General features: G+C 59.4%; 25 protein-coding genes and 1 pseudogene. 12 read left to right on the top strand and 14 right to left on the bottom strand.

The genetic code is table 11. The features are described 5' to 3' along the window. Together ssuD and ACYJRZ_RS04480 are read right to left on the bottom strand one after the other, a co-directional pair. Positions 1-1176 (bottom strand): FMNH2-dependent alkanesulfonate monooxygenase, encoded by a 1176-nt coding sequence (ssuD, locus tag ACYJRZ_RS04485; RefSeq protein WP_459456472.1) that lies wholly within the window; start codon positions 1174-1176, stop codon positions 1-3. 194 nt (positions 1177-1370) lie between these two features. Continuing rightward, positions 1371-2339 (bottom strand): aliphatic sulfonate ABC transporter substrate-binding protein, encoded by a 969-nt coding sequence (locus ACYJRZ_RS04480; RefSeq protein WP_459456470.1) that lies wholly within the window; start codon positions 2337-2339, stop codon positions 1371-1373. Between the two features lie 266 nt (positions 2340-2605). Here ACYJRZ_RS04480 and ACYJRZ_RS04475 point away from each other — a divergent pair, with 266 nt between their 5' ends. Continuing rightward, positions 2606-3478 (top strand): NAD(P)-dependent oxidoreductase, encoded by an 873-nt coding sequence (locus ACYJRZ_RS04475; RefSeq protein WP_459456468.1) that lies wholly within the window; start codon positions 2606-2608, stop codon positions 3476-3478. A 62-nt stretch (positions 3479-3540) separates the two neighbouring features. On the opposite strand, the gene ACYJRZ_RS04470 is transcribed toward ACYJRZ_RS04475, so the two are convergent. The 3 genes from ACYJRZ_RS04470 to ACYJRZ_RS04460 form a co-directional block, all read right to left on the bottom strand. After that, a complete protein-coding gene (locus ACYJRZ_RS04470; protein ID WP_069613098.1) occupies positions 3541-4029 on the bottom strand; it encodes an Lrp/AsnC family transcriptional regulator in 489 nt (162 codons plus the stop codon). 67 nt (positions 4030-4096) lie between these two features. Further along, the gene (locus ACYJRZ_RS04465) at positions 4097-4729 is read right to left on the bottom strand and encodes a uracil-DNA glycosylase family protein (RefSeq protein ID WP_459456465.1); all 633 of its coding nucleotides are present in this window, start codon (positions 4727-4729) and stop codon (positions 4097-4099) included. Further along, positions 4726-5301 carry a thermonuclease family protein gene (locus ACYJRZ_RS04460; protein ID WP_459456463.1) on the bottom strand — a complete coding sequence of 192 codons (576 nt, stop codon included), beginning with the start codon at positions 5299-5301 and terminating at the stop codon, positions 4726-4728. The genes ACYJRZ_RS04465 and ACYJRZ_RS04460 overlap by 4 nt, the downstream gene beginning before the upstream one ends. A gap of 123 nt (positions 5302-5424) precedes the next feature. Here ACYJRZ_RS04460 and ACYJRZ_RS04455 point away from each other — a divergent pair, with 123 nt between their 5' ends. Further along, positions 5425-6954 (top strand): sensor histidine kinase, encoded by a 1530-nt coding sequence (locus ACYJRZ_RS04455; RefSeq protein WP_459456461.1) that lies wholly within the window; start codon positions 5425-5427, stop codon positions 6952-6954. Between the two features lie 21 nt (positions 6955-6975). Here ACYJRZ_RS04455 and ACYJRZ_RS04450 read toward each other — a convergent pair whose 3' ends face one another. After that, positions 6976-7368 carry a diacylglycerol kinase gene (locus tag ACYJRZ_RS04450; protein ID WP_459456459.1) on the bottom strand — a complete coding sequence of 131 codons (393 nt, stop codon included), beginning with the start codon at positions 7366-7368 and terminating at the stop codon, positions 6976-6978. A gap of 184 nt (positions 7369-7552) precedes the next feature. Then, positions 7553-8569 (bottom strand): nicotinate-nucleotide--dimethylbenzimidazole phosphoribosyltransferase, encoded by a 1017-nt coding sequence (cobT, locus tag ACYJRZ_RS04445; protein ID WP_112411863.1) that lies wholly within the window; start codon positions 8567-8569, stop codon positions 7553-7555. A gap of 127 nt (positions 8570-8696) precedes the next feature. Between cobT and ACYJRZ_RS04440 the strand changes: the two genes are divergently transcribed. The 4 genes and pseudogenes from ACYJRZ_RS04440 (at position 8697) to ACYJRZ_RS04425 (ending at position 11409) form a co-directional block, all read left to right on the top strand. Continuing rightward, on the top strand, positions 8697-9473 hold the full coding sequence (locus ACYJRZ_RS04440) for an adenosylcobinamide-GDP ribazoletransferase (protein WP_459456457.1): 777 nt from the start codon (positions 8697-8699) through the stop codon (positions 9471-9473). A 19-nt stretch (positions 9474-9492) separates the two neighbouring features. Further along, positions 9493-9714 (top strand): DUF1289 domain-containing protein, encoded by a 222-nt coding sequence (locus ACYJRZ_RS04435; RefSeq protein WP_459456455.1) that lies wholly within the window; start codon positions 9493-9495, stop codon positions 9712-9714. After that, positions 9711-10412, top strand: a complete 702-nt coding sequence (locus ACYJRZ_RS04430) for a retropepsin-like aspartic protease family protein (protein ID WP_459456453.1) — start codon at positions 9711-9713, stop codon at positions 10410-10412. The genes ACYJRZ_RS04435 and ACYJRZ_RS04430 overlap by 4 nt, the downstream gene beginning before the upstream one ends. A 95-nt stretch (positions 10413-10507) precedes the next feature. Beyond that, positions 10508-11409 (top strand): annotated as a pseudogene (locus tag ACYJRZ_RS04425) (DMT family transporter). 34 nt (positions 11410-11443) lie between these two features. On the opposite strand, the gene ACYJRZ_RS04420 reads toward ACYJRZ_RS04425, so the two are convergent. The 6 genes from ACYJRZ_RS04420 to ACYJRZ_RS04395 form a co-directional block, all read right to left on the bottom strand. Continuing rightward, positions 11444-11971 (bottom strand): N-acetyltransferase family protein, encoded by a 528-nt coding sequence (locus ACYJRZ_RS04420; protein WP_459456451.1) that lies wholly within the window; start codon positions 11969-11971, stop codon positions 11444-11446. Continuing rightward, positions 11968-13293: a bifunctional folylpolyglutamate synthase/dihydrofolate synthase gene (locus tag ACYJRZ_RS04415; protein WP_459456449.1), complete on the bottom strand. Its 1326-nt coding sequence runs from the start codon at positions 13291-13293 to the stop codon at positions 11968-11970. The genes ACYJRZ_RS04420 and ACYJRZ_RS04415 overlap by 4 nt, the downstream gene beginning before the upstream one ends. Before the next feature lie 77 nt (positions 13294-13370). Beyond that, positions 13371-14132 (bottom strand): ABC transporter permease, encoded by a 762-nt coding sequence (locus ACYJRZ_RS04410; protein WP_459456447.1) that lies wholly within the window; start codon positions 14130-14132, stop codon positions 13371-13373. Beyond that, positions 14129-15055, bottom strand: coding sequence for an ABC transporter ATP-binding protein (locus ACYJRZ_RS04405; protein WP_459456445.1), 927 nt, complete (start codon positions 15053-15055; stop codon positions 14129-14131). Before ACYJRZ_RS04405 ends, ACYJRZ_RS04410 begins: the two co-directional genes overlap by 4 nt. A 383-nt stretch (positions 15056-15438) precedes the next feature. Beyond that, on the bottom strand, positions 15439-15693 hold the full coding sequence (locus ACYJRZ_RS04400) for a hypothetical protein (RefSeq protein WP_459456443.1): 255 nt from the start codon (positions 15691-15693) through the stop codon (positions 15439-15441). Between the two features lie 106 nt (positions 15694-15799). Then, positions 15800-16993 (bottom strand): extensin-like domain-containing protein, encoded by a 1194-nt coding sequence (locus tag ACYJRZ_RS04395; RefSeq protein WP_459456440.1) that lies wholly within the window; start codon positions 16991-16993, stop codon positions 15800-15802. Between the two features lie 237 nt (positions 16994-17230). Here ACYJRZ_RS04395 and ACYJRZ_RS04390 point away from each other — a divergent pair, with 237 nt between their 5' ends. The 5 genes from ACYJRZ_RS04390 to ACYJRZ_RS04370 all read left to right on the top strand — a co-directional run bounded on the left by ACYJRZ_RS04390 (position 17231) and on the right by ACYJRZ_RS04370 (position 21744). Continuing rightward, on the top strand, positions 17231-17620 hold the full coding sequence (locus ACYJRZ_RS04390; protein ID WP_069613114.1) for an acyl-CoA thioesterase: 390 nt from the start codon (positions 17231-17233) through the stop codon (positions 17618-17620). A 4-nt stretch (positions 17621-17624) separates the two neighbouring features. Then, a complete protein-coding gene (locus ACYJRZ_RS04385; protein ID WP_459456438.1) occupies positions 17625-18215 on the top strand; it encodes a hypothetical protein in 591 nt (196 codons plus the stop codon). A gap of 121 nt (positions 18216-18336) precedes the next feature. After that, positions 18337-19929, top strand: coding sequence for an SEL1-like repeat protein (locus tag ACYJRZ_RS04380; RefSeq protein ID WP_459456436.1), 1593 nt, complete (start codon positions 18337-18339; stop codon positions 19927-19929). A gap of 49 nt (positions 19930-19978) precedes the next feature. Further along, positions 19979-21046 (top strand): SEL1-like repeat protein, encoded by a 1068-nt coding sequence (locus tag ACYJRZ_RS04375; protein WP_459456434.1) that lies wholly within the window; start codon positions 19979-19981, stop codon positions 21044-21046. 182 nt (positions 21047-21228) lie between these two features. Further along, positions 21229-21744 carry a hypothetical protein gene (locus ACYJRZ_RS04370; RefSeq protein ID WP_459456432.1) on the top strand — a complete coding sequence of 172 codons (516 nt, stop codon included), beginning with the start codon at positions 21229-21231 and terminating at the stop codon, positions 21742-21744. 52 nt (positions 21745-21796) lie between these two features. Here the strand turns inward: ACYJRZ_RS04370 and ACYJRZ_RS04365 are convergent, their stop codons facing one another. Then, positions 21797-23047 carry an MFS transporter gene (locus ACYJRZ_RS04365; RefSeq protein WP_459456937.1) on the bottom strand — a complete coding sequence of 417 codons (1251 nt, stop codon included), beginning with the start codon at positions 23045-23047 and terminating at the stop codon, positions 21797-21799. A 283-nt stretch (positions 23048-23330) separates the two neighbouring features. Here ACYJRZ_RS04365 and uvrB point away from each other — a divergent pair, with 283 nt between their 5' ends. Further along, on the top strand, positions 23331-26117 hold the full coding sequence (uvrB, locus tag ACYJRZ_RS04360) for an excinuclease ABC subunit UvrB (RefSeq protein WP_459456430.1): 2787 nt from the start codon (positions 23331-23333) through the stop codon (positions 26115-26117). The last annotated feature ends 86 nt before the right edge of the window (positions 26118-26203 follow it).

The raw sequence follows: 26203 nt of genomic DNA, 5'->3' as shown, positions 1-26203 counted from the left end.
TTACGAGCCGGAAACGACCTTCAGATTGCCGCCATGGCTGCCGCCGGCGAAAATCTGCTTGGCGCCGAATTCGTTGCGGAACCCGGCACGTTGCTCGTCACGCTTCAACCCCAGCTCGGGGAAGAGAAGCTCTGCAACACGATAGGCTTCCTCCAGATGCGGATAGCCCGAGCCGATCACGGTTTCGATACCGAGCTCCTGATACTCCCGCAGCCTCGCGGCAACAGTCTTCGGTGAGCCGACAAGCGCCGTACCGGCGCCAGCACGCACCAGACCGACGCCGGCCCAGAGGTTGGGCGACACCTCAAGCTTGTCGCGGCGGCCGCCATGCAGCGCCGCCATGCGCTTCTGCCCGACGGAATCGGACTGGTTGACGAATTGCTCCTGCGCTTCGCGGATCGTCTCGTCGTCGAGCTTGGAAATCAGCTTGTCAGCCGCTGCCCATGCTTCTTCGTCCGTCTCGCGAACGATGAAATGCAGACGGATGCCGAAGCTGACTTCACGTCCCCGCTTGGCAGCGGCCGCCCGCACCTTTGCAATTTTCTCGGCGACCTGCGCCGGCGGCTCGCCCCACGTCAGATACTTGTCGACGCGACCGACCGAAAATTCGATGCCGGCATCGGAAGAACCACCGAAATAGAGCGGCGGGCGCGGCGCCTGCACCGGCGGCAACCCGAGCCTTGCATTGGTGGCCTTGATATACTTGCCCTCGAAAGTGGACGATCCCGTCTCCAGAAGCTCTTCCCATACGTGGAAGAATTCATCAGCATGGGCATAGCGTTCGTCATGCTCGAGGTGAATACCATCACCGGCGAGCTCGGCCGGGCTGCCGCCAACGACGATGTTCAGCAGCACGCGGCCATTCGAGACACGATCGAGCGTCGAGGCAAGGCGCGCATAGTAAGCCGGTGACGCCGTACCCGGGCGGATCGCGACGAGGAACTTAAGCTTCTGCGTATGCGCCGAGAGCGCTGCAGCGGTGACGAAAGACTCTTCGCAGGAAACACCAGTCGGCAAAAGCACGCCCGTATAGCCCAGCCGGTCGACCGCCTGCGCGATCTGCTGAAGATAGCCGATCTCCGGCCCGCGATTGAGATCGGTTGTGCCGAGATAGGTGCCGTCACCGGAGGTCGGAATGAACCAGAGGAAATCGATGGGTTTTGCGGTCGCGGTCATGAAGCTTTCCTGCTTTCTGGATGCGCGTGGTCGGGAGCCACCTCCCGATGTTCGATCCGGATAGTGGCATAGACCAGGGATTATATCGACAATATGGATTTTCTAATCGCCTGTATCTGGCGAAATATTTTTCCTGATAAAGCCCACGCCCGTAGTGTTTCGGGCGCGGGCGATATCTGCGGATCTGGTCAGCCTCAGCTCGCCTTCGGCCGCCAGACGATGTCCGTAACGTTCAGCTTCTTCGGAACAATGCCAAGATTATAGAACTCGTCAGCCAGTCCCTGCTGATAGGCGATCGCCGCATCCGTAATGGTCGAGACGCCGCCAAGATTCGCACCCGGACGCGTCAGCACCACCCGCGTCACCTCGGCTGGTACGCCCGTGATTTCGGACATAGCCTTAACGGTGCTGTCCAAATCCGATTGCGCCGCCGCCCCCACCTTGGCCAGTTCGTCGATGACGTCGATAATCACCTGCGGATTATTCTTGGTGAAATCGCCGTTCGCCAGGAAATAGCTGAAGGAATCGACGATGCCCCGCGCAGTCGCCAGGATGCGCGTATCCGGATCGGCCTCTGCAATGGCGAGATAGGGATCCCAGATCGACCAGGCGTCGATCGCGCCCGTCTTGAACGCAGCAGACGCATCCGGCGGCGCGAGATCGAGCGGCTGGACATCGTTGATACCAAGCCCACCTTTGCGAAGCGCCTTAACGGCGACGTTGTGGGCGCTGGAGCCGCGCTTGAAGGCAAGCTTCTTTCCTTTGAGATCGGCAAGCGTCTGGATCGGCGAATCCTTGCGCACGAGAATGGCGGAGCTTTCGGGGCTGCCGGTGTAAATGCCGACATAGAGCAGATTGCCATTGGCAGCCTGCGCAAACAACGGCGGCACATCGCCCGTAGCACCGAAATCGAGTGCACCGGCGCCGAGAGCTTCAAGCAACGGCGGACCGGACGTGAATTCCGACCATTCCACGGATATGCCGCGATCGGAAAGCCGCTTTTCCAATGCTCCTTGACGCTTTGCCAATGCCAATACGCTGTTCTTCTGCCAGCCGATCCGAAGCGTCGTCGCCGCGGCGGCACGTGACTGTCGAACGGAAGGTAAAGCGAAAGCTGCCGCCGTCGCACCGAGAAGGCCGAGTGTCTGTCTGCGCGAAATCATCGAAGATCCCTTTTCATAAGGCCTCGGCGCTTCCGCGGCCATTGGCTCGTTGTCGATGGCCTAAGATCGCAAATCCATAGATTATATCGACAAAGGAATTTATGAAGATTCGCGACTACAGCGAAATTCCATTCCAATAAATGGACAAAACGGAAATCAGATTTCAAATCACATGCCATGGTGACAAGTTGGCCGACAAATCGGTCTTTCGTCTCTCCGGCCTTTCGGCTAAGCCTTCGAGACAAATTCGGCCAGGGAGTTATGAAATGGCAAAGGTCTCGTTCATCGGCATGGGCGTCATGGGCTATCCCATGGCAGGGCATTTGAAAGTCAAAGGCGGGCATGACGTCACTGTCTACAACCGCACCACTGCCAAGGCAGAGGCATGGGCCAAGCAATATGACGGGAAATTCGCCCCTACCCCAGCCCAGGCCGCTGAAGGTGCCGATTTCGTCTTCACCTGCGTCGGCAACGACGACGACCTGCGCTCGGTGACGACAGGCGAAAACGGCGTCCTTTCAGCCATGAAGGCCGGTTCGATTCTCATCGACAACACCACCGCAAGCGCCGAAGTCGCTCGCGAGCTCCACGCAGCCGCCAAGGAAAAAGGTGTCGATTTCATCGACGCCCCGGTTTCCGGTGGACAGGCAGGCGCGGAAAACGGCGTGCTGACCGTCATGTGCGGTGGCGATGAAGCCGTGTTCGAAAAGGCTCGCCCCGTCATCGACGCCTATGCGCGCATGGTCGGCCTGATGGGGCCTGTCGGCGCGGGACAGCTGACCAAGATGATCAACCAGATCTGCATTGCCGGTATCGTTCAGGGCCTGGCCGAAGGCATTCATTTCGGCAAGCAGGCCGGCCTCGATATCGAAAAGGTGGTGGAGGTCATTTCGAAGGGCGCCGCCGGCTCCTGGCAGATGGAGAACCGCCACAAGACCATGAATGCGGGCAAATATGATTTCGGTTTCGCAGTAGACTGGATGCGCAAGGATCTGGGCATCGTGCTCGAGGAAGCACGCCGCAATCAGGCCAAGCTGCCGCTCACGGCCCTCGTCGACCAATTCTACGGCGACGTCCAGGCGATGGGAGGCAATCGCTGGGATACCTCCTCGCTGCTTGCGCGCCTGGACAACAAATAAAGAGCCACCGCGAAATCAGCGGCTTCTGCTGAGCGCCTCGTGAAAGCGGCGCTCAGTCTTTTTCAATCCTCGTTGGACTTGGCATTTTCCAGCAGCATGTAATCGAGTGGCAGTTCCGTCGAATACTTGATCTGCTCCATCGCGAAAGCGGAGGAGACGTCGCGGATTTCGATCTTGGCGATCATGCGCTTATAGAAAGCGTCATAGGCGGCGATATCCGGGACGACAACGCGCAGCAGATAGTCGACATCGCCGCTCATGCGATAGAATTCGACCACCTCCGGGAAATCGGCGATCACTTCTGAAAAGCGCTTCAGCCATTCGATGGAGTGGCTGTTGGTGCGAATGGACACGAAAACCGTGACCTTCGTGTTGACCTTCTCGGGATCGAGCAAGGCCACGCGGCGGCGAATGACGCCATCCTCTTCCATCTTCTGGATACGGCGCCAGCAGGGCGTCGTCGAGAGACCGACCTTCTTAGCGAGATCGGCTACGGCCAGAGTGGAATCCTCCTGCAGCAGGCGCAGGATTTTGCGGTCAAGACGGTCCATTTAAAGCATCCCTTCGAATTATATTCTCTCTATAGCTTATTTTTAGCGATAGAAAAGAAACTTTTTCTCAAGGAAGAAGGCTTTTCACACGTTGTTGCAAAATGGGAAGCAACTCGGCTTCGAACCAGGGGTTACGTTTCAGCCAGCCGCTGTTACGCCAGCTCGGATGCGGCAATGGCAGGATCGACGGCGACCGGTTGGTTAAAAGATAGCGCCGCCACTGCGCGACCGTCTCGGTCATCGAACCCATGCGCTCCGCTCCAAGATGCCAAGCCTGCGCATATTGACCGATCGTCAGGATCAATTCGATCTTCGGCATCGCATCCATCGCACGCTGCCGCCACAAAGGCGCGCATTCCTTGCGCGGCGGCAGATCGCTTCCAGCCTTGTCATAACCCGGAAAGCAAAAACCCATGCCCATGATGGCGAAATGGTCCGGATTGTAGAAACTCTCGCGATCTACGGCGAGCCACTGACGCAAACGATCACCCGAGGCATCGTTGAAGGGCAGACCGCTCTCGTGAACGCGCAATCCCGGCGCCTGACCTGCGATGAGTATCCGCGCAGTCGACGACAGCGTCGCAACCGGACGCGGCTCATGCGGCAGGCGATCAGCCTCGCCCTTAGCCGGTGCGTCCCGACAGAGACGACAGGCCGCAATCGCTGAACGCAGGATGTGCAATTCGCTCTCCTGCTTCATGGGGCGCTCCATCCGACAAGCTGGCGCAAATAGCCGAACAATCCGGCAATTGGATCGCTGTCATTGCCATCGGCCACATGCTCCTCGCGCCGATAGTCGCCAGGCTTCTCGAAATCACTGGCCCAAAGCCCGGCTTTCGCCTGCCGGGCGATGCGCTCCTCGCTCGCATAGGCACCGTAGGAAACCGCCATGCCGTTGCGCACCATCGCGGCGTTGATATCGAGATCGCCGGTGACACATGTCACCAGCAGGCGACCATAGCGATCCCTCGCCTGCCCCCGGCATTCGGGCGCTCCGGTTTTAATCATTGTGGCAAGCGCCTTGCGTGCTTCTTCGCCGCAGGCCCAATCCGCGCCATTGCGTTGGCAGCGCTGCCGATATTCGGGAGCATCGATACCTTTCAGCCTCAGGCGCTCACCGTTGGCGGAAAGCGTATCGCCGTCGATGACATAAAAGTTGCCGTTTTGAGTGATTTCCGGTCGATTGTTCATATTCAACGCGAATAATGCAAGAATGGCAAGCAGCGCAAAAGTCACCACGCCGTCACGAAACAGGCGGCGCGACTGCATCACGTTGTTGCCTCCTTTAAGAACAAATCCTTGGCGAAGATGGCAAACAAATCATTTCGGCGCAGCATCTTCTTAAGATTTGAAGGCTAGTGTGTAGCCTCAGACAGGCCAAGTTTCAATGTAACCATGAGCACCGGCGTCAGCACATCGACAGATAAAAACATTGTCGACCGATCGCGCAGTCACCGTAACCGGGCTGTGTCGAAGGCCGTGCGGCAAACGCGCGAGCGCCTGCAAAGCGGCCACAGCCGCAATTTCGACCGCGAACTGATGATGATGCATGTCGACACCTTACGGCAGAGTGCCGCCGTGGTGCCAGTCTTCGTCATCGTCGTTGCCGTTCTCGGCGTCTACCTGACGCATGATGCCGGCATTCTCTTCTGGACCATTCCGATCCTGACGGCGCATGCCATCAACATGCTGATCGGACGACGCGCCAAGAAGCAGGAAATGTCGGCCGAAAGCGCCAGAAAATGGCGACAGCTGCTCTTACTGGGGCAATTGCTCGTCGGCTTCTGTTGGGCGCTCTTTGCGATGCAAAATTGTGCGACCTGCGGCGGCGACAGTTTTGCCTTTTACAAAGGGACGACGCTGCTTGCGGCAATCTGCATTACGGCCATGTCCAGCTTCATGCTGCCACGGGCCGTTCCCTTTTCCTTTGCACCCGCGACCGTCGCGCTGGCCGTGGCCGCTATCCTGACGCGAAGACCTTCCGATATCGCGCTCACCGCAGCCATTTCCGTTGCCGTGATATTCTTCAGCTTCATCACCACCCGCATGTATCAGTCGAACCTGAAGATCCTATCTTTCCAATCGGAGAAGGATGATCTGATCGCGGAGCTCGAAGTCGCCAAATCGATGTCTGACGAGGCACGCCGGCGTGCCGAAGAAGCAAATCTCGCCAAATCGCGCTTTCTCGCTTCCATGTCGCATGAGCTTAGAACGCCGCTGAATGCGATCCTCGGCTTTTCCGAGGTCATGTCGGCGGAGGTCATGGGACCGCTCAACAATCCGACCTATCGCGAATACACCAGTGATATTCATCGATCCGGCCAGCACCTGCTCAACCTGATCAACGAAATCCTCGACCTCTCGCGCATCGAGGCCGGCAAATATGAACTGAACGAGGAAGCGATTTCCCTTCTCGATATTGCCGAGGATTGCATCGGCATGGTGCAGTTGCGCGCCCGCGCCAAGAACATTTCAATTTCATCGCAATTCGAAGCGCAGCTGCCTTCCGTCTGGGCCGATGAGAAATCGATGCGCCAGGTGATCCTCAATCTCCTGTCGAATGCGGTGAAATTCACGCCACAAGGCGGCGAGATCAGCGTCAAGGTCGGCTGGACCGCCGGCGGCGGCGAATATGTGGCTATCAAGGACAACGGCCCGGGCATTCCCGAGGAGGAAATCCCGATTGTGCTGTCCGCCTTCGGCCAGGGCTCCATCGCCATCAAGAGCGCCGAACAGGGCACGGGCCTTGGTCTGCCGATCGTACAAGCCATTCTTGCCAAGCATGACGGTCAGTTCATGCTTAAGTCCAAGCTGCGGGAAGGCACAGAGGTCATCGCCATCCTGCCGCCCAAGCGCGTGCTGCAAAGCCTGCCGGCGGTCGAGGACGCGCCGCTCGCCGAACGGCGCAAGAAGAGCTTCGCGTAAACGAAGCTCGGATGCCGTTCGTTAGCGGAACAGCAGATGGCTGCCCATGACATAAAGAAGGTAGATACCGGACGCGACCAGCATGCAGAGCACGGCAAACGAGCCGAGATCCTTGGCATGCTTGCCGACATTCGAAATCTCCGGCGAGATCCGGTCGATCACCTCTTCCACCGCCGTATTCATGGCCTCAACTGCGAAGACAGCGAGGAACAGCACCATGGCGATGACGATCTCGCCGATGGTCGCACCGACCGCAATCAACAGGATCAGTCCCACACCGGCAAAAAGGAGTTCCTGGCGAAAGGCCGATTCCTGCAGCAGCCGCTGAAATCCGCCCCAAGAGTAGCCTGCAGCGGCGAAAAAATGCCGAATCCCGGTCTCTTTATTGACCGCTGATTTTGAAAACTCAGCCATTCGCGCTCCGCCCGTATTGTCCCGGTTGCATCTGGATGCCTTGCGAATACCGCCTCACCGTGGGCGAAGCAAGGCGACACGTCCTCGCCGCCTCAGAATTCATTGCAGTTTTATGACGAAAAATCGATCGTCTACAGGAAATTGAGCGGCGAAACGTTCCTTTCAACGTCTTGCCGCCCATTTTTCAGTGCTTGTTCGTAACACCGGCGCTTTCGAAAGTCGCCATGCCCGAATGGCAGGCGGCTGCGGCCTTGACGATGCCGGCCGCCAATGCGGCCCCGGTGCCTTCGCCAAGCCGCATACCGAGCGCCAGAAGCGGTGTCTTTCCAAGCTTCTCGATGGAGCGGAGATGACCCGGCTCGGCCGAGACGTGCCCGATCAGGCAATGGTCGAGCGCAGAGGGATTGGCGGCCTTGAGAATGGAAGCGGCAGCCGTCGCGACATAACCGTCGATGATAACCGGGATACGTTCCATGCGTGCGGCGAGAATGGCGCCGGCCATCGCCGCGATCTCACGGCCGCCGAGCCGACGCAGGATTTCCAGCGGATCGTTGAGATGATCGCGATGCAGCGCCACCGCCTTCTCGACGGCAGCGATCTTGCGCTTCAGCATCTCACCTTCCGAGCCGGTGCCTGGGCCAACCCAGTCTTCGGCTTTGCCGCCATAGAGCGCGTAATGAATGGCCGCGGCGATCGTGGTATTGCCGATGCCCATTTCGCCGATGCAGAGCAGGTCGGTACCGCCGGCAATCGCCTCCATGCCGAAGGCCATGGTGGCTGCGCAGTCGCGCTCGCTTAACGCCGGCTCTTCGGTGATGTCGCCGGTCGGAAACTCGAGCGCGAGGTCGAAGACCTTGAGGCCGAGGTCATAGGCGACACAGATCTGGTTGATGGCTGCACCGCCGGCTGCGAAATTTTCCACCATCTGCTGGGTCACGGAAGGCGGAAATGGCGTAATTCCCTGCTTAGTGACACCGTGATTGCCGGCAAAGATCGCCACAAGCGGCCGGGTTACGGCGGGCGGACGACCGGTCCAAGCCGCCAGCCAGAAAGCGATCTCCTCCAGCCTTCCAAGTGCGCCCGGCGGCTTGGTGAGCTGTGCATCACGTTCGCGCGCCGCCACGAGCGCCCGGGCATCCGGGCCTGGAAGGTCGCGCAACAATGCGCGGAAATCGTCGAATGGGAGGCCGCTGACGCTCATGAATGCGTTCCTTGTCTTTTGGTCTCAAATCGGGTTCTTTGCGTGCGACTCTATTAGTCCTGGGAATCGGCGTGAACAACTCCAAAAGCGCCCGATGCTGTCGCGCGTATGGCGGGGAGAGGAAGAAATGCGGGAATATATGCGTGACATCGCGCGCTCCATCGCTTTCTTGAGCCGCGTTCCCGTGCCGTCGTCCTTCTTCGAAGGCGATGACGGCAAGCTCTCGCGTGTTTCACGCGCTTTTCCTGTCGCCGGCCTACTGGTCGCCCTGCCCTCGGCACTGACATTCAGCGTTTTGCTGGCGCTCAACGCCGATCCTTTGATGGCCGCATTACTGTCGCTTGCGGTGCAGACGACCCTGACCGGCGCCCTCCATGAAGACGGGCTTAGCGACACAGCGGATGGATTGGGCGGCGGCAAGAACCGCGAGCGCGCGCTCGAAATCATGAAGGACAGCCGCATCGGCACATATGGGGCAGCGGCGTTGATACTGTCGTTCGGATTGCGAGCAGCGGCACTTGCCGCCATCGCTCGGCACCTGCCACCTGAGGACGCCGCCGTCGCAATTCTCGCCGCGGCCGCCTTGAGCCGCGGTGCCATGGTCTGGCATTGGTACGCCCTGCCTCCGGCCAAATCGGAGGGGGTCGCGGCATCAGCAGGCAAACCGGATGGCGATGCCATGCAGTTGGCGCTGCTTGCGACACTGGGCCTTGCGATAGTGCTCGTCGCTCCTGCAATCGGCGTTCCGGCGCTGGTTGGCTGCCTACTCACGACGAGCATCGCGACATTTCTTGCTACAAGATATGTCCGCCAAAAATTGGCGGGCCATACGGGCGATACGATCGGCGCGACACAGCAGATTTGCGAGATCGCGTCCCTCTGTACCCTTGCCATGTGCGTTTGAAGCATCGATATATGATTCCATGCTGACACCTTGCATACTCGTCTGCTCCATCGACCAAAATACCGGCTATTGCTTCGGATGCGGCCGCACATCGGCCGAGATCGGCGCGTGGATGAGCTATAGCGAGGACGAACGCCGTCAGATCATGGAAATGCTTCCGGAGCGCTTGACGAAGGTCGAGCGCAAGCCGCGCCGGGAAACTCGCCGCCAAAGGATGGCACGGGAGCGTAGCGCCGTATGAACCGCCTGAACATCGTTCTCGCCATTCTCGGCATCGGCCTCGCACTGCTCATTTTCAATAACAACACGGGTTCCACCTTCGGCATGCGCAACGACGATTTCGCGCGTGTCGTCTATCTCCTGCCGATCGCTCTGATGATGAGCGCCGCCGTATGGGCGAGCCGGCAGACAGTCAGCCAATCGATCCGCAACCTGCTGATCTGGTTCGTCATCATCATGGCTCTCGCGACCGCATATATCTATCGCCGCGATGCCGAACAGGTTGGCAACCGCCTCTTTGCCGGCCTGATGCCCGGCCACGCTGTCGTCGTCACAACGAGCGAAGGCGGTCAGGAAGTCATCCTTCACAAGCGCTCCAACGGGCATTTCGAAGCGGAAGTCATGATCAACGGCCAGCCGATCGACATGCTGATCGATACCGGCGCCAGCACCATCGCCCTGTCGCAGGAAGACGCCGAGCGCGTCGGCATCCTTCCGGAAAACCTCACCTATTCGCAGACGGTACTGACCGCCAATGGACGCGCCAGAGCAGCTCCCGTGGAACTCGGCTCGGTGGCAATCGGCCCGATCAAGCGCAGGGATGTCCAAGCAAGTGTGGCAGAAGCGGGCAGGCTCGATCAAAGCCTGCTCGGGATGAGCTTTCTCGAAACCCTCGGCTCAATGCAAATGCAAACCGACGAGCTTCGGCTGCGCGACTGATGAACCGAACGCGATAGTTCGGTTGGGAGCGAAGCATTCGCCAGTCTCTTCACTCTAAAAGATGGCATGTCCAAACCTTATAAGAGTGAACATCCATGACGCCGGCAAGGCCGAACCTGACGACCGAACTGCTGCTTCTCCTCGCCCTCGCCACCTGCTGGGGTGCCGCCTACACCTTTATCCGCATCGGCGTCGCAACCATTCCGCCAATCACGCTAATTGCAGCCCGCACCTTGATCGCCGGCCTTGTCCTGCTTGCGATTATCCGCTGGCGCGGACTGAGCCTGCCGAGAGACGCCGCCACATGGAAGCGCTTCCTCATTCAGTCCTGCCTTAATAGCGCCATTCCCTTCACGCTGATTGCCTGGGCAGAGCAGACCGTCGATGCCGGTCTTGCGACCATATTGAATTCCACGACACCGATTTTCACCTTCCTGATTGCCGCTTTCCTGCTGCGCACCGAGCCGTTGACGGGACGCAAGCTTTTCGGCGTGATTGCCGGCATGGCGGGCATCTGCCTGATCATAGGCCTCGACGCGCTGCATGGCATGGGCCGCCAATTATTGCCGCAACTTTCCGTTGTCGCCGCATCCATCTGCTATGCATGTGCCGCCCTGTTCGGCCGAAATTTCAAAGGGCTGGATCGATGATGCCGGCAGCCGGCTCGCTGCTTTGCGGTGCCGCTCTCCTGATCCCGGCGAGCCTGATTGTCGAACATCCCTGGCAGATTGCGCCGTCGACAGCCTCGATCCTGGCACTGCTCGCCCTATCGGTCGTCTCCACTGCGCTTGCCTTCAGCATCTATTTCCGGCTTATCCAGACCTTGGGCTCGGTCGGCACGACAGCGCAGGCCTATCTTCGCGTCCCGATCGGCGTCGGCATCGGTGTCGCCTTCCTCGGTGAGCCTCTCTCCTCGACGGCAGCCATCGGCCTTGTCTGTATCGTGGGAGGTGTTATGGCAATGACCATCGCACCGCGCAGGAAGGTCGTGGCCTGAGAAGGCGATCACGTTCGCCGCTCATATGGGACGCTCAGCTTAGAAGAGACAGATCGTCCCATGCGAAAATGAGATTGTCGGATCGCCAGACAGGTCCCGGATCGGTGTAACGGCCGATAAGTTGCCCTCCAAGCGCGCGATAGAAAGCGATCGCGGGCTCGTTGCCGACGACAACGCCGAGCGCGGCGCCCGAATATCCCATGGAAGCAAACTCTTCCATCATTGTCTGCATGAGCCGGCGGCCAAGTCCCTGACGCTTGGTGGAGGGATCGATATAGAGCGATTTTATGTCACCGCGCGCCTCAAATGCTGGCTCGGACGACGCTGCAATCGAGCCGATGCCGACAAGTCGCCTACCTTGTTCAGCCAGGAACACACGCTGATCCCTAAGCGGAGTGGCCAGCATATCGGCCCATCGCACGCGGCGGTAATCTTCATCGAGGATCCGATAAACTTCAGCAGGCGCCAGATCGCGATAGGTGTCGCACCAGACCGAGCGATGCAGTCTGGCGATGTCAGCAACATCCCCGGCAAGAGCAGGCCTGATCACAATGTCCGTCATCGGGTACTTCTCAGGATCACGCTACGCAGCGCACCGACGAGATAGAGCGAACCGGTGACAAGCATCCAGCCACCGCGCTCGGCGGCTTTTATAATAGCCCGATCCAGGGCCTTATGCGGGTCCGGCTCGGCTTCGCAAGCCATACCCATGGACTTCCCCAACGCTTCCAGCTCGCTCGCCGCATGGGCACGACCCGATCCAGAGGCTTCCGTAAAGACAGCGTAAGCCACGTATCGGGATAATACATTCAAGAAGCCGGGCGCATCCTTATCGGATGCCAGTGCAACGATGGCAATGCATTCGCCGCTGACCCAGGAGGAACGCCTAATATCGCGCAGCACAGCTTCGATATTGAACGGCACATGCGCGCCATCCATGATGACGGGAAGGCTTTGCCGTCCCTTTGAGGGCGGCAAAGAGACATCGAAACGCTCCATACGCCCTGGCAAACGGGCCTTATCGATGACCGCTTGTTCGAGCAGCCATGCGCCAATCAGCTGAGCCTTTTCGCTTCCCTCCCGCACACTCTCGCCCTGCCGACCCAGATGGTCGAATGCAAGGCCGACCAGCGCGATATTCGTCGCGGCAATCGTCGCATCTTCGGGAAGATTGGTCCGGAGCACCCTGCAGCCCAGCTCATCGGCGCGCTGCTGCAACACCTGTCCTGCGACATCGTCGGCGGCAAGCGTTGTCACAAGCGTCGCACCCGGCTTCAATATACCGACCTTCTCCCGTGCGATCGCCTCGCGCGTGCTTCCAAGAATTTCGGTATGCTCAAGGCCGATATTGGTCACGATCGCGACTTCGCCGAAGACCACGTTCGTCGAATCTAGTCTGCCGCCCAGCCCGACCTCGACCACGACCCAATCCAAACCGGCATCCCTGAATACGACGAAAGCAGCAGCCGTTATCACATCGAACCAGGTGGCATCCTCGGCGGCGGTTGCCGCCTGCTTCGCGCTCGCATAGCTGTCCAGAACCCGCATGATTGCCGTCGCCAGCGCATCATCCTCGACTTCCTGGCCAAGAATACTGACACGCTCGTTCACCCGGTCGACATGGGGCGACCCATAACGTCCGACCCGCCAACCGGCCCGCAGCAATCCCGCTTCGAGAAGCGCCGATACCGATCCCTTACCCTTGGTGCCGGCAACGTGGATGGCGCGAAAGCTCCGATGCGGATTGCCCAGGCGCTGCATGAGATCCAACATCGGCTCGAGCCCGACCCGCATCTCCCCGCGCGGCTTGCGCTCCCAATTGGTTAGTTGATCGAGCCGGAAGAGTGCCTGGGACAGCGAAGGTGTGAGATGAGCCTGCGACATCGAATGCTTTCCTGGACCATTTTGTTGCGGCTACAAGAGCCGCAGGCCTTCTTAGGCCCGCCAGCCCCGCACCGCCATCAATTTCTCAAGCGATATCCCGTCCGGAAAATCCATCCCAGGATGATCAAACAGACGACGAGAAAGAGCGTGATCATGGCAAGGCTCAGCGCCGGATTGACGTCGGCAATGCCATAGAAGCTCCAGCGGAAGCCGCTGACCAGATAGAGGACCGGATTGAGATGGCTGACCGCCTGCCAGAAGGGCGGCAGCATGTTGATCGAATAGAAGCTGCCGCCAAGGAAGGTCAGCGGCGGCACGACCAGCATCGGGATCAGGTTCAGCTGCTCGAAATTCCCAGCCCAGATGCCGATCATGAAACCGAACAGGCTGAAGGTGACTGCCGTCAGCACGAAGAACAGGATCATCATAAGGGGATGTTCGATCCTGATCTCGACGAAGAAGCTCGCCGTCGCAAGGATAATCAAGCCGATCAGCATGCCCTTGGTCGCCGCCGCGCCCACATAACCGAGAACGATCTCGGCCATTGCGACAGGCGCTGATAGCACCTCGTAGATCGTGCCCGTGAACTTCGGAAAATAAATGCCGAAAGAACCATTGCTGATGCACTGGCCGAGCAAGGTCAGCATAATCAGCCCGGGCGTAATGAACGCCCCATAGGAAACGCCCTCGACCAGGTTGATGCGCGATCCAATCGCCGCACCAAAGACGATGAAATAGAGCGACGTGGAAATGACCGGCGAGACGACGCTCTGCAGCAGAGTGCGGCGCGTGCGGGCCATTTCGAACGAATAGATAGACTTGATCGCTTCGAAGTTCATTTGCCTGCCTCCACCAGCGATACGAAAATATCCTCGAGCGAACTCTGACGCGTCGAAAGATCCTTGAAATGAATTCCCTCTGCAGCGAGTTTCGACAGCAGAGCCGCAATGCTCGATTGCTCGTGCTGGGCATCGAAATCATAGATCAAAGTCAGACCGTTCGGGCCAAGCGAAAGCCCGTTTCCGTCGAGAGAGTGGGGTACGGCGTCGAGCGGCTCGTTCAGATCGAGGATTAGCTGCTTGCGGCCGAGCTTGGCCATCAGCGTTTTCTTCTCCTCCACCAGCAGCAGCTCTCCGCCATTGATGACGCCGACGCGATCGGCCGCTTCTTCAGCTTCCTCAATATAGTGCGTTGTGAGAATGATCGTGACGCCGGACGCGCGCAGGCGCTCGACCACATGCCACATGTCCTTGCGCAAGGCCACATCGACGCCGGCAGTCGGCTCGTCGAGGAAGAGAATTTCCGGTTCATGCGAGAGCGCCTTGGCGATCAGCACGCGCCGCTTCATGCCGCCGGATAGCTGGCGAAGCGTGTTATCCTTCTTCTCCCAAAGCGAAAGATCGCGCAGAATTTTCTCAATATATTCCGGCTTCGGCTTCTTGCCGTGCAGCCCGCGCGAAAAGCTGACCGTGTTCCAGACGGTTTCGAACTGATCGGTCGTCAATTCCTGCGGCACGAGCCCGATCATGCTGCGTGTGGCGCGGAAATCGCGCACGACGTCATAGCCGCCGACGGTCACTGTTCCGCCGCTTGGATTGGCAATCCCGCAGACGATGGAAATCAGCGTCGTCTTGCCGGCACCGTTCGGCCCCAGCAGCGCTAGGATTTCGCCCTGCTCGATATCGAGGCTGACGCCTTTCAGCGCCTGAAACCCGTTGGAGTAGGTCTTGGTAAGATTGCGGATAGAAATGATCGGAGCCATAATGAGGCAAAGTCCGGTTTTTGTGATGAATTTCGCGGCGTTTGCCCGCTATATAACCGGTTCTAAGCTTTGACCACCCCACGGTAGCGAAACACAGCGTTCGCGCAGGGCAAATAAGCTGTCATCAAATCGTGACCTTCGTCGGGCATATAGTTTCTTAGGTGAGCAACGTTTGTCGCAACTCCGCCCAACGCCTCTTGGCGACACCGTCGGCGCCTGCCGTACTGGCCGATTTATTGCTTTGCATTCATATTGCATGCAGCATCATTGCAACATGAAGTTCTTTTCTGGAGCGGGCAAGGATTCCCCGTCGTTGCCATGCTCCACTCAAGCCGGCTCCGCCGGCTTTTTTCTTTTTTGCCGGCTTACGATCGGGAAAGAACCTACCAGTTGCCGTTTACGCCGCAGCCCGCCGGCGGCAACGTCTTGTGCTCGAAGCGGGCCTTCAACATCGCGCAACCCTTGTCGCGAATAGGTCCAGGCATCATGGAGTTGAGGCCGATGCCGACTTCATCGAAGGGGTCATCGGCATAAGCGACATAGGCATACCAGCGGCCGCCGATAACGATAACGATGGCAATCAAAGCGGCAAGGAGCGCTCTTCCCAGGCTTCTCTTTCGTCTCGGTACGTCTTCCATGAACCCCTCCCTGACATTCAGCCCATGCAGTCGAGCGTGATTCCGCCGAAAGGTAAATCAGCTTTCCCGTTTGGCAAGGGTGGATGCTGTCCCGGCAAAAGGCCAATCAAAGGCTGCAATAGCGCCGGCCGCCTTGACGGTCCCTGAGGTCGAAATGGAAGTGGTTCCAGTGTTCAGGATTGCTGCCCGGGCCAAGCACGGTATCGAAATAGCGGCAGCTGTCGCTGCGCACAGCCTTGAGCAGCGCGCCTTCGCGAAAGGAAAAGAGCCCCTTTTTACGTATGTCGATCACATGGCCATTCTTCAGCACGAAGGTGCCGACATCGATCGCATTGCCATGGGCATGTTCCGACATCGGATTATAGCGTTGCCGGCTATTGTTCATGCGACGGCAGGAATAGCCACCGAGCGGCACGATCGTGCCGATGCCAGACCAGTAGCGGGTACGCGCTGCCGGCGCCAGTTCGTTCTTCACCCATTTGGCGAAGGCAAGCGTCACCTGGCAATTCAACGTGACTGCCGGCCTTACTGCGATGTTACCGGAGAGACCGCTCAGCGAAACCGGATAGGGAACCTGACATGAAGGGCCGTTCGAAATCGCCGGCTTGTCGGTATAGACCACGCCCATGCGCTGCAATTCCTGACGGCAGGCGATTTCCGAAGGGGGCATCATGCCTGGCGTCGATTGCGGCGCTTCAAACTGCTGATCGAGGCGCGGTATCGGATTTTCGACACGCGGCAGCATCGCGACCTGCGTTCCGGGCAATTGCCGCTGTATCCGCGACTGGTTGAGTTCGGCCTGTGCCGCCGGTCGCGGAACAATCGACCGGTTGGTTTGCACCGGCGCATCGGTGCCGATGCCATCGACCACGGGCTGATCGGACTGACCTTCGGCGATATTCTGCTGCTCTTCCTGCGCCAATCCGACCACCGAGGCGGATTGCGCCTCCTCACTCGGGCCGACGCCGAGTTCGGCATCCATGTTGACGCCTTGCGACGGAATGTTCGATTGCTGCGCAAGACCGGATTCGACATCCGAGGTCGTCACCGCCTCACCGGTTCCATTGGAACGAACCGGGCCGCCGCTCTTGTAACTGCTCGATGCGGAAACGACAGGATCCTGCACCCCTTGATAGGCAAATTGGCGCTGCGGCACGCTGCGATGCGGCTTGATGGAGCCGACGCGCGAGGAGCTGTCGATGCCAGAAGGCGGCACGAGGCTATCTGCCGTACAGGCGACCAGCGCCGACGACAACAGCAATGGCAGCGCGACCCGCCGTAGAATGGGTAAAATGGCCATAGTCCTGATCCGCTGCCCCAGCCACGGTCGGTAAGGATTACAAATTCTAAATGGGAAGGGTGAACGAAAGCTTACTGCAGGCTGATCTCGGTGTTTCACGCAGGCACCACGTCACCGCATAGTGGTTGAAGCAAAGCACCCACAGGAGTCCTCCTTGGAAATGCGGGTATGGCTTTTCCATCGCGTCCGGATTGCATAGGCTGATTGTCGGAATCGACCGTGAACAGGAGCAGAAGAATGAATGACAGCGTCAAACCGAGAGGCGAGCTCACATTGCGCACGCTTGCCATGCCCGCCGACGCCAATCCTGCCGGCGATATTTTCGGCGGCTGGGTCATGGCGCAGATGGACTTGGCAAGCGGCATCCGCGCTGCTGAACGCGCCCGCGGGCGCGTGGTCACGGCGGCGGTCAAGGAGATGGCCTTCGAACTGCCGGTCAAGATCGGTGATACGCTGAGCGTCTTCACCGACATCGAACGCGTCGGCCGCACTTCGATCACGCTGAGCGTCGAAGCATGGGCGCACCGCGCCCGCTATAACAGCCTGGAGAAAGTCACGGCTGCGACCTTCATCATGGTCGCGCTCGATGAAAGCGGCTTGCCGAAGGCCGTACCGGAGGAGAGCTGACGCGATGGATTCCGCGCACACACCGGAAGTCTACGTCTATATCAGGACGGTCATGAGCATGGTGATCGGCCTTTCGCTGGCTCAGCTTCTGACCCGGCTCGCCGGTTTTGTGCAGTCGCCGGGCAAGAACAAGATCTACCCGGTCCATATCGGCTGGGTATTGTCCATGTTCCTCTTCATCATCCATTTCTGGTGGTGGGAGTACCGGCTGCAATCGGTCGCGCAGATCAATTTCGGCGTCTATCTCTTCCTCATCTGCTTCTGCTGCCTCTTCTATTTCCTGTGCGTATTGCTCAATCCGCCGTCGGTCGAAGATTATGGCGGCTTCGAGGAATATTTCATCTCCCGCCGCCATTGGTTCTTCGGCCTGCTCGCCGTCACCTACGCCGTCGACCTCATCGACACGTTGTTGAAGGGTGAAGCCTATTTCCGCTCGCTCGGCTGGGAATATCCAATACGCAATGTCGTCTATGTCATCCTATGCATCATTGCCTCGATCACCGCCAACCGACGCTTTCAGGCGGCGTTCGTGATCGTCGAGCTGATCTATCAGATCACATGGATTTTCCGCCTTTACGACGTGCTCCCGGTATAGCGATCCCATCGTCCGGGGGTATTAAATCCACTGCTATTTGGGTTCCTGCGATCCCTTGACCAAGACATCGCCATATTGTTCAGATCGATTACGGTCTGGGACGCAGGTGGAGACTGAAGCCTTGAAGACAAAGAGCTACGCATTGGGGTTGGCGCTCGCTCTTTCGCTGCCCTGGCTTGCTCATGCCGAGGATCCTGCCCCTGGCCCCGCCAATACGAAAATCGATCTGAAATACTGGGTGGAATTCGCAAAACAGGGCAATTCGGCGGCCCAATACGGTCTCGGCTACCGCTACGCCAATGGTCAGGGCGTGGAGCAGGATGACGCTGAGGCCGTCGATTGGTATCGGAAATCGGCCGACCAAGGCAATGCACAGGCCCAATATGCATTGGCCTACATGTATGCCAGCGGCCGCGGCGTCGACACCGATCTGAAACAAGCAAATGACTGGTATTTGAAGGCGGCACAGGCCGGCAATGCCGATGCCCAATATGCCATCGGCTATTCCTATGCCAATGGCCGCGGCATGGCTGTCAATAATGAAGACGCCGTCACCTGGTACCAGAAATCCGCCGCTCAGGGGCAGGCCCAGGCGCAATATGCCCTCGGCTACATGTATGCCAATGGCCTCGGGGTGCATCAGGACGAGGCGATCGCACTCGCCTGGTATCGCAAAGCTGCCGACCAGGGTCGGCCCGATGCTCAATACGCCGTCGGCTATATGTACGACAACGGTCGTGGCACGGAAGAAGACCAGGAGCAGGCCGTCGCCTGGTATAAAAAGGCTGGCGACCAAGGGAGTGCGCAAGGCCTGTATGCGGTCGGCTATGCCTATGCTAACGGCAAGGGTGTCGCACGGAACGATGCCGAAGCCTATTCCTGGTATATGAAGGCGGCGATGAAAGGCCGCGCTGACGCGCAATACGCCGTTGGCTACAGTCTTGCAAACGGGATAGGCGTCGCCCGAGACTATAGGCAGGCGCTGCAATGGTATCGCAAAGCTGCCGATCAGGGCCGCCCCGATGCGCAATATGCCATCGGCTATCTCTACGCCAACGGCCAAGGCGTGAAGACTGACGATGACAGCGCGGTGAGATGGTATCGCAAGGCGGCCGAACAAGGCGACGCACAAGGTCAATACGCCCTCGCCTACATGTATGCGGCCGGCCGCGGCGTTGGCAGGGACTATGGCAAAGCCTTTGATTTGTACCAGAAGGCAGCGAGTCAGGGTCATGCCGATGCGCAATATGCACTCGGCTACATGTACGAGAACGGTCAGGGGACGACGGCTGACAAATCCGCCGCCGCAAATTGGTATCGCCAGGCGGCCGACCAGAACAATTCACAGGGCGAATATGCCCTCGCCTACCTTTATTATCAGGGCGCCGGTGTTCCTAAAGACTATGGCCAAACAGCCACTCTGTTTCGCAAAGCCGCCGGTCAGGGCGACGCTCGGGCGGAATACGGTCTTGGATATCTGTATTATAACGGCTATGGCGTGCCAAAGGACTCCAAGATCGGTGCCGACTGGTTCAACAAGGCGGCGGCCAAAGGATTGCCGGAAGCACAACACGGACTCAGTTATATGGAAGCCAATGGCGACGGCCCGATCAAAGATCTCGGACCGCTGGGACAAGGGGCCGGCGATAAAAAAGGCTCAGGCGTCAGCACGGGCTGGCTCTTGTTCCATTTGCTGATGGTGCTCGTGCCTTAGCGGTTGCGAAGCGCTCGACATTCAACGGATTTCGACTGCGGGGTAGATTGTGAACTGGAAGAAAGCGGCAACAGGTTTGCTCTTCGCGCTGGCGTTTGCGGGAGTCGCACAAGCCGATGTCGGACGAAACAGCTACGATCGCGGCGATATCAAATCCGGCCTGGATTATTGGCGTCCGCTGGCAAACAAGGGCAATCCCGCCGCGCAACTGAAACTCGGGCGAATGTATGAGGAGGGCAATGGCGTCGAAAAGAACCTGACGCTCGCCCTCAGCTGGTACAAGAAGGCCGCCGATCAGGGCAATGCCGAAGCGCAATTCAACGTCGGCACCATGTACGATCAGGGCGAAGGCGTTACCGCCGACAAGAGCCAGGCCGTTATCTGGTACAAGAAGGCTGCGGCACAAGGGTACCTCAACGCGCAATACAATCTTGGCGTCGTCTACGATACGGGCCAAGGTGTAGCCCAGGACAAGCCGCAAGCATTTGCCTGGTATAGCAAGGCCGCCGAACAAGGCGACGCCGATGCGCAGTTCAATGTCGGCACCATGTACGACCAGGGCGATGGCACGGGCAAGGACAAGAGCAAGGCCATTATCTGGTATCGCAAGGCGGCTGAACAGGGAAAAGTCGAGGCGCAATATAATCTCGGCATCATGTATCGCGACGGCGAAGGTGTCGCCAGAGACGGCACTGTCGCCTTCTCCTGGTTCAAGAAGGCAGCCGACCAAGGCGATGCCAGCGCGCAGTTCAACATCGGAGCCATGTATGCCGATGGCGACGGGATCAAACAGGATCAGCCCGAGGCGATCGCATGGTTCCTGAAGGCAGCTGCGCAGAACGATGTCGAGGCCGAATACAACCTCGGCGTCATGTTCCGCGATGGCGAAGGCGTTCCCAAGAATGGTCATCGCGCCGTCTATTGGTTCGAGAGGGCGGCGGAGCACCGTTATGCCGGTGCGGCTTATAATCTCGCCATGATGTACCGCGACGGCGATGGCGTCACCGCGGACGCGGGCAAGGCGGCAGAATGGTTCCGTAAGGCGAAGCATCTGGGTTACGACGCAGATACGGAGCCGCCGGAAGCTCCCTCCGGCGGACAGACCATTCCGATTTGAGCGCGGTACTGCCGACCGGTAACTCCTTATGCCCTGTCGATCGTTGCCCCTGCTCCCAAGCTTGGGATATCCGGCATAGGTCATCGTCACGTCAAGGGATTGCCTTGGCGAAGGAAGAGATGGAAGAGTGTGGCAACACCAGGCCTGATTGGCTGCTTCTTCCCTTGAGAGGATAGATCGTCGTGAACCTGAAACATCCCATGTTCCCCGTCTCGCTCCTACCGCCGCTTCGTATGGCCTTGCTGACGGCAGCGATCGTGCTGCCGCTTTCTCCGCTTCCGATGGCGGCTATGACGGCGGAGGCCGCGCCCGGCTCATGCTGGTCGCTCCTGCAGAGCAAATTTGGCCCGGAGATCGAGAAATCCGTGAACGAGGCCGATCCCTGCAAGAAACTGCCCGGTGTCGATCACAAGGACAAGTTCGAGGTGAAATCGCTCGATGTCTGCGACGGTCCGAACGGTGGCGTCCAGATCAATGCCCACGCAGAGATGGCCTGCAAATCGCACGGCGTACTGAAGACGACGATCAAGGGTGAGCTCGACGCCTCCATGACCGTCGATGTCGGCGCATGCCACATCACCGACCTGCATCTCGGCATCAATGGCCCGATCGGTGAGCTGATATCCTCGGTCGGTGGACTGCAGGAGCTCGCCCGCGGCTTCGCCCAGGCCAAGATCTCGGAAATCTGCGGAAAGTGAAGAAGGGCCGGCGGTATCGGTCGGCCCTTGCTAACCATGACGGCGAGCCTGTTCAGGCTCGGACGGTACTGTCTGCTTGGCTTGCATCTTTGTCCCCGAACCGAACACCTTTCTTCTCGAAGCCAAAGCCGGCAAAAACGGCGACCACGACAGCGACGATGCAGGCCACGATCAACAACGCCAGCGCATAGTCGCCATTCCATCGCTTGGCCAGCCCCGCCTGGATCGAGGCATTGCCCGAGGCCAGCAGATTGCCGAGCTGATAGGCAAATCCGGGGAAGGTGCCGCGGACCTCATCCGGCGACAATTCGTTGAGATGCACGGGAATGATGCCCCAGGCGCCTTGGACAAACAACTGCATCAAGAAGGCGCCGATCGCGAGCATGACCGGCCCCTGACCCCAGACCCAGAGCGGAGCGACGGGTATGGCCAGCAGCGCCGCGATAACGATAGTCCGCCGCCTGCCCCAGCGCTGCGACAGGGACCCGAAGGTCAGACCACCGACAATCGCACCGATATTGTAGGCGATGGCGATGGCACCGACCGTGTAGGAATCATATTGCCGCTGGGTTTCCAGGAAGGTCGGATAGAGATCCTGGGTTCCGTGACTGAAGAAATTGAACGCGGTCATCAAAAGCACCGCCCAGAGGAAGAGCGGGATATTCTCGCGCAGCACGGTAAGAAACGGTCGCTGCGGCTTGGCCCGCCGCTGCAGGAAGGCCGGGGATTCCTCCACATTGCGCCTGATATAGAGCACCAGCAGCGCCGGCACCGCGCCGACGAAGAACATGCCGCGCCAGCCGATGATAGGAAACAACAGGAAGAAGATGATCGACGCGATCAGATAGCCCGAGGGATAGCCGGCCTGCAGGATACCCGATACCAGACCACGGGAATCCTCCGGTATCGTCTCCATAACGAGTGACGCACCCACACCCCATTCGCCGCCCATGGCAACGCCGAAGAGGGCGCGCAGCACGAGAAACATCGTCAGGCCGGTCGAAAAGCCGGTCAGGAATTCGAAGACGGAATAAAGCAGCACGTCGACCATCAGGGTCGTGCGCCGCCCAAAACGGTCCGCCGCGAGCCCGAAGATCAGGGCGCCGACTGGCCGCATGGCGAGGGTAAGAAAGATTGCCACGGCAACCGCGGGGACATCCGTGTGAAATTCTTCGGCTATATGCTTGAGAACGAAAACCAAAATGAAGAAATCGAAAGCGTCCAACGTCCAGCCCAGATAGGCTGCGATCACGGTGTTTCGTTGCTGAGGGGACAGAGAACGTAAGCTATCCAATGCGGTCATCATGATCCTCCGACCGGATGGCGGCGGCGAGGCGGGCAATACCGGATGCCGTCGAAGCTGGGGGAACCCGGCGCTGGCCGGGTATGTCGACGTTGCGGCTGGCTCCTCCCTTGGCGCCTGCGAGGATCGCGCTATGCGGACTTTGGATCAGCGATAACGCATCGGCCGCCCTTGGGTTGTAACATATTTGACATCGCCGGCGAATGGAAAAATCCGCCATCTTGTTTCCCTTTTGTACTCTTTGCCCCTTCACATCCGCGCGATCTGTCGCCATATTCGCCTCATGGCCAAATCATCGAAAAAATCCCCCGCCCCGACCGGTTTCGAAGAGGCGCCGCAGGCACCGTTCGAAGGTGCGCCACTCAGCGGCAGCGTTGCCGATTGGGTGAAGCAGCTCGAAGCCGATGCGGAAGCATCCAGCGTCGAAACCCAGCGCGAGATCGCTTCGAAGGCAGGCAAGCACCGCAAGAAGGTGGAAATCACCGCCGGAAAGACCGCGCGCGGCGTCTCCATGGGCGGCTCGACCGACCCCAAGACGCGTGCCGCCGCCGGCCTCAATCCGGTCTCCGGCCTCGATATCGCACTTGAGGATGCCGACAAGATTTCGACCGGCGGCGTAACGGCGACGGTGGAAGCCTTGTCGAAGCTGATCGAGAGCGGCAACCCACTGCATAAGAACGGCAAGATCTGGACGCCCCACCGCCCTGCCCGGCCGGAAAAATCCGAAGGAGGCATCCAGATCCGCATGGCTTCGGAATACAAGCCGGCTGGCGACCAGCCGACGGCGATCCGCGACCTCGTCGAAGGGCTGCAAAACGGTGATCGCAACCAGGTGCTGCTCGGCGTCACCGGTTCGGGCAAGACCTTCACCATGGCCAAGGTCATCGAGGCGACGCAGCGCCCAGCCGTGATCCTCGCGCCGAACAAGACGCTCGCGGCGCAGCTCTATTCCGAATTCAAGAATTTCTTCCCGGATAACGCGGTCGAATATTTCGTCTCCTACTACGACTACTACCAGCCGGAAGCTTATGTGCCGCGCTCAGACACCTATATCGAGAAGGAGAGCTCGATCAACGAGCAGATCGACCGCATGCGCCACTCGGCGACGCGTTCGCTGCTGGAACGCGATGATTGTATCATCGTCGCCTCGGTCTCCTGCATCTACGGTATCGGCTCGGTCGAGACCTACACCGCCATGACTTTCCAAATGAATGTGGGTGACCGGCTCGATCAGCGGCAGTTGCTAGCCGACCTCGTGGCGCAGCAATACAAGCGCCGCGACATCGACTTCACGCGCGGCTCCTTCCGTGTTCGCGGCGACACGATCGAAATCTTCCCGGCCCACTTGGAGGATGCCGCGTGGCGTATCTCCATGTTTGGCGACGAAATAGACGCCATCACCGAATTCGATCCCCTCACCGGCCAGAAGACCGGCGACCTGAAATCGGTGAAGATCTACGCTAATTCCCACTATGTCACGCCGCGCCCGACGCTGAACGGCGCCATCAAGGCGATCAAGGAAGAGCTGAAACTCCGCCTTGCCGAGCTGGAAAGGGCCGGCCGCCTGCTGGAAGCGCAGCGCCTGGAGCAGCGCACCCGCTATGACATCGAGATGCTCGAGGCCACCGGCTCCTGCCAGGGCATCGAAAACTATTCGCGTTACCTGACCGGCCGCAATCCCGGCGAGCCGCCGCCGACGCTGTTCGAATATATTCCCGACAACGCCATCATCTTCATCGACGAGAGCCACGTCACCGTGCCGCAGATCGGCGGCATGTACAGAGGCGACTTCCGCCGCAAGGCGACGCTGGCCGAATACGGCTTCCGCCTCCCCTCCTGCATGGACAACCGCCCGCTGCGCTTCGAGGAATGGGATGCCATGCGCCCGGACACGATCGCGGTATCGGCAACGCCCGGCGGCTGGGAAATGGAGCAATCCGGCGGTGTTTTCGCCGAACAGGTCATCCGGCCTACAGGCCTCATCGATCCGCCGGTCGAGGTCCGCTCGGCCCGCACCCAGGTCGACGACGTGCTCGGCGAAATCCGCGAAACCGCCGCCAAGGGCTATCGCACGCTTTGCACCGTGCTGACCAAGCGCATGGCCGAGGACCTGACGGAATATCTGCATGAACAGGGCGTGCGCGTGCGCTACATGCATTCCGACATCGACACGCTGGAGCGCATCGAGATCATCCGCGATCTTCGCCTCGGTGCCTTCGACGTGCTCGTCGGCATCAACCTGCTGCGCGAAGGTCTCGATATTCCGGAATGCGGCTTCGTCGCCATCCTCGATGCCGACAAGGAAGGCTTCCTCCGCTCGGAAACGTCGCTGATCCAGACGATCGGCCGCGCCGCGCGTAACGTCGACGGCAAGGTCATCCTCTATGCCGATACCATTACCGGCTCGATGCAGCGCGCCATGGACGAGACCAATCGCCGCCGCGAAAAGCAGATGGCCTACAACAAGGAACACGGCATCACGCCGGAATCGGTCAAGGCGAAGATTTCCGACATCCTCGACAGCGTCTACGAGAAGGACCATGTCCGCGCCGATATCGGTGGCGCCTCCGGCAAGGGCTTTGCCGATGGCGGCCATCTCGTCGGCAACAATCTACAGGCCCATCTCAATGCGCTGGAAAAATCCATGCGCGATGCCGCCGCCGATCTGGACTTCGAAAAGGCGGCACGGTTGCGCGACGAGATCAAGCGCCTCAAGGCCGTCGAACTCGCCGCTATGGACGACCCGCTCGCCCGCGAGGAGGCGAAGAGCCTTGAAAGTCGCGGTTCTGCAACGGGCAAGCGCGCACCGCCGGCGCCGGATTCTCGCTCCTATTTCGCCAAGCCAAGCCTTGACGAAATGGGTCCGGGCGGCGATGCCGGCACGCCGCTCTTCCGCAAGAATACGCTGGACGAGATGACCGTCGGCCGCACCGAAAAGCCTGTCACGGGCAAGTTGCCCGACAAGCCGATCACCCGGGCAAAACCGGGCGTCGGCTCCTATGAGGACCCGGTGGACGAGAAGCAGCGTAAAGGGCGGACGAAAGGCAAGACGGGTCGGCCTGGGCGATGAGCGACGGCGTCCATCAGGTGTCTATCCGCCCGATGCTGCCGATTTTATGAAGACTGGGGCCTTCAAGCATGGAGCAATGCCTTGCT

The sequence above is a fragment of the Rhizobium sp. No.120 genome, from assembly GCF_054558365.1.
The sequence above is the reverse complement of the archived record's forward strand: the minus strand, read 5'-3'. Positions and strand labels throughout refer to the sequence as shown.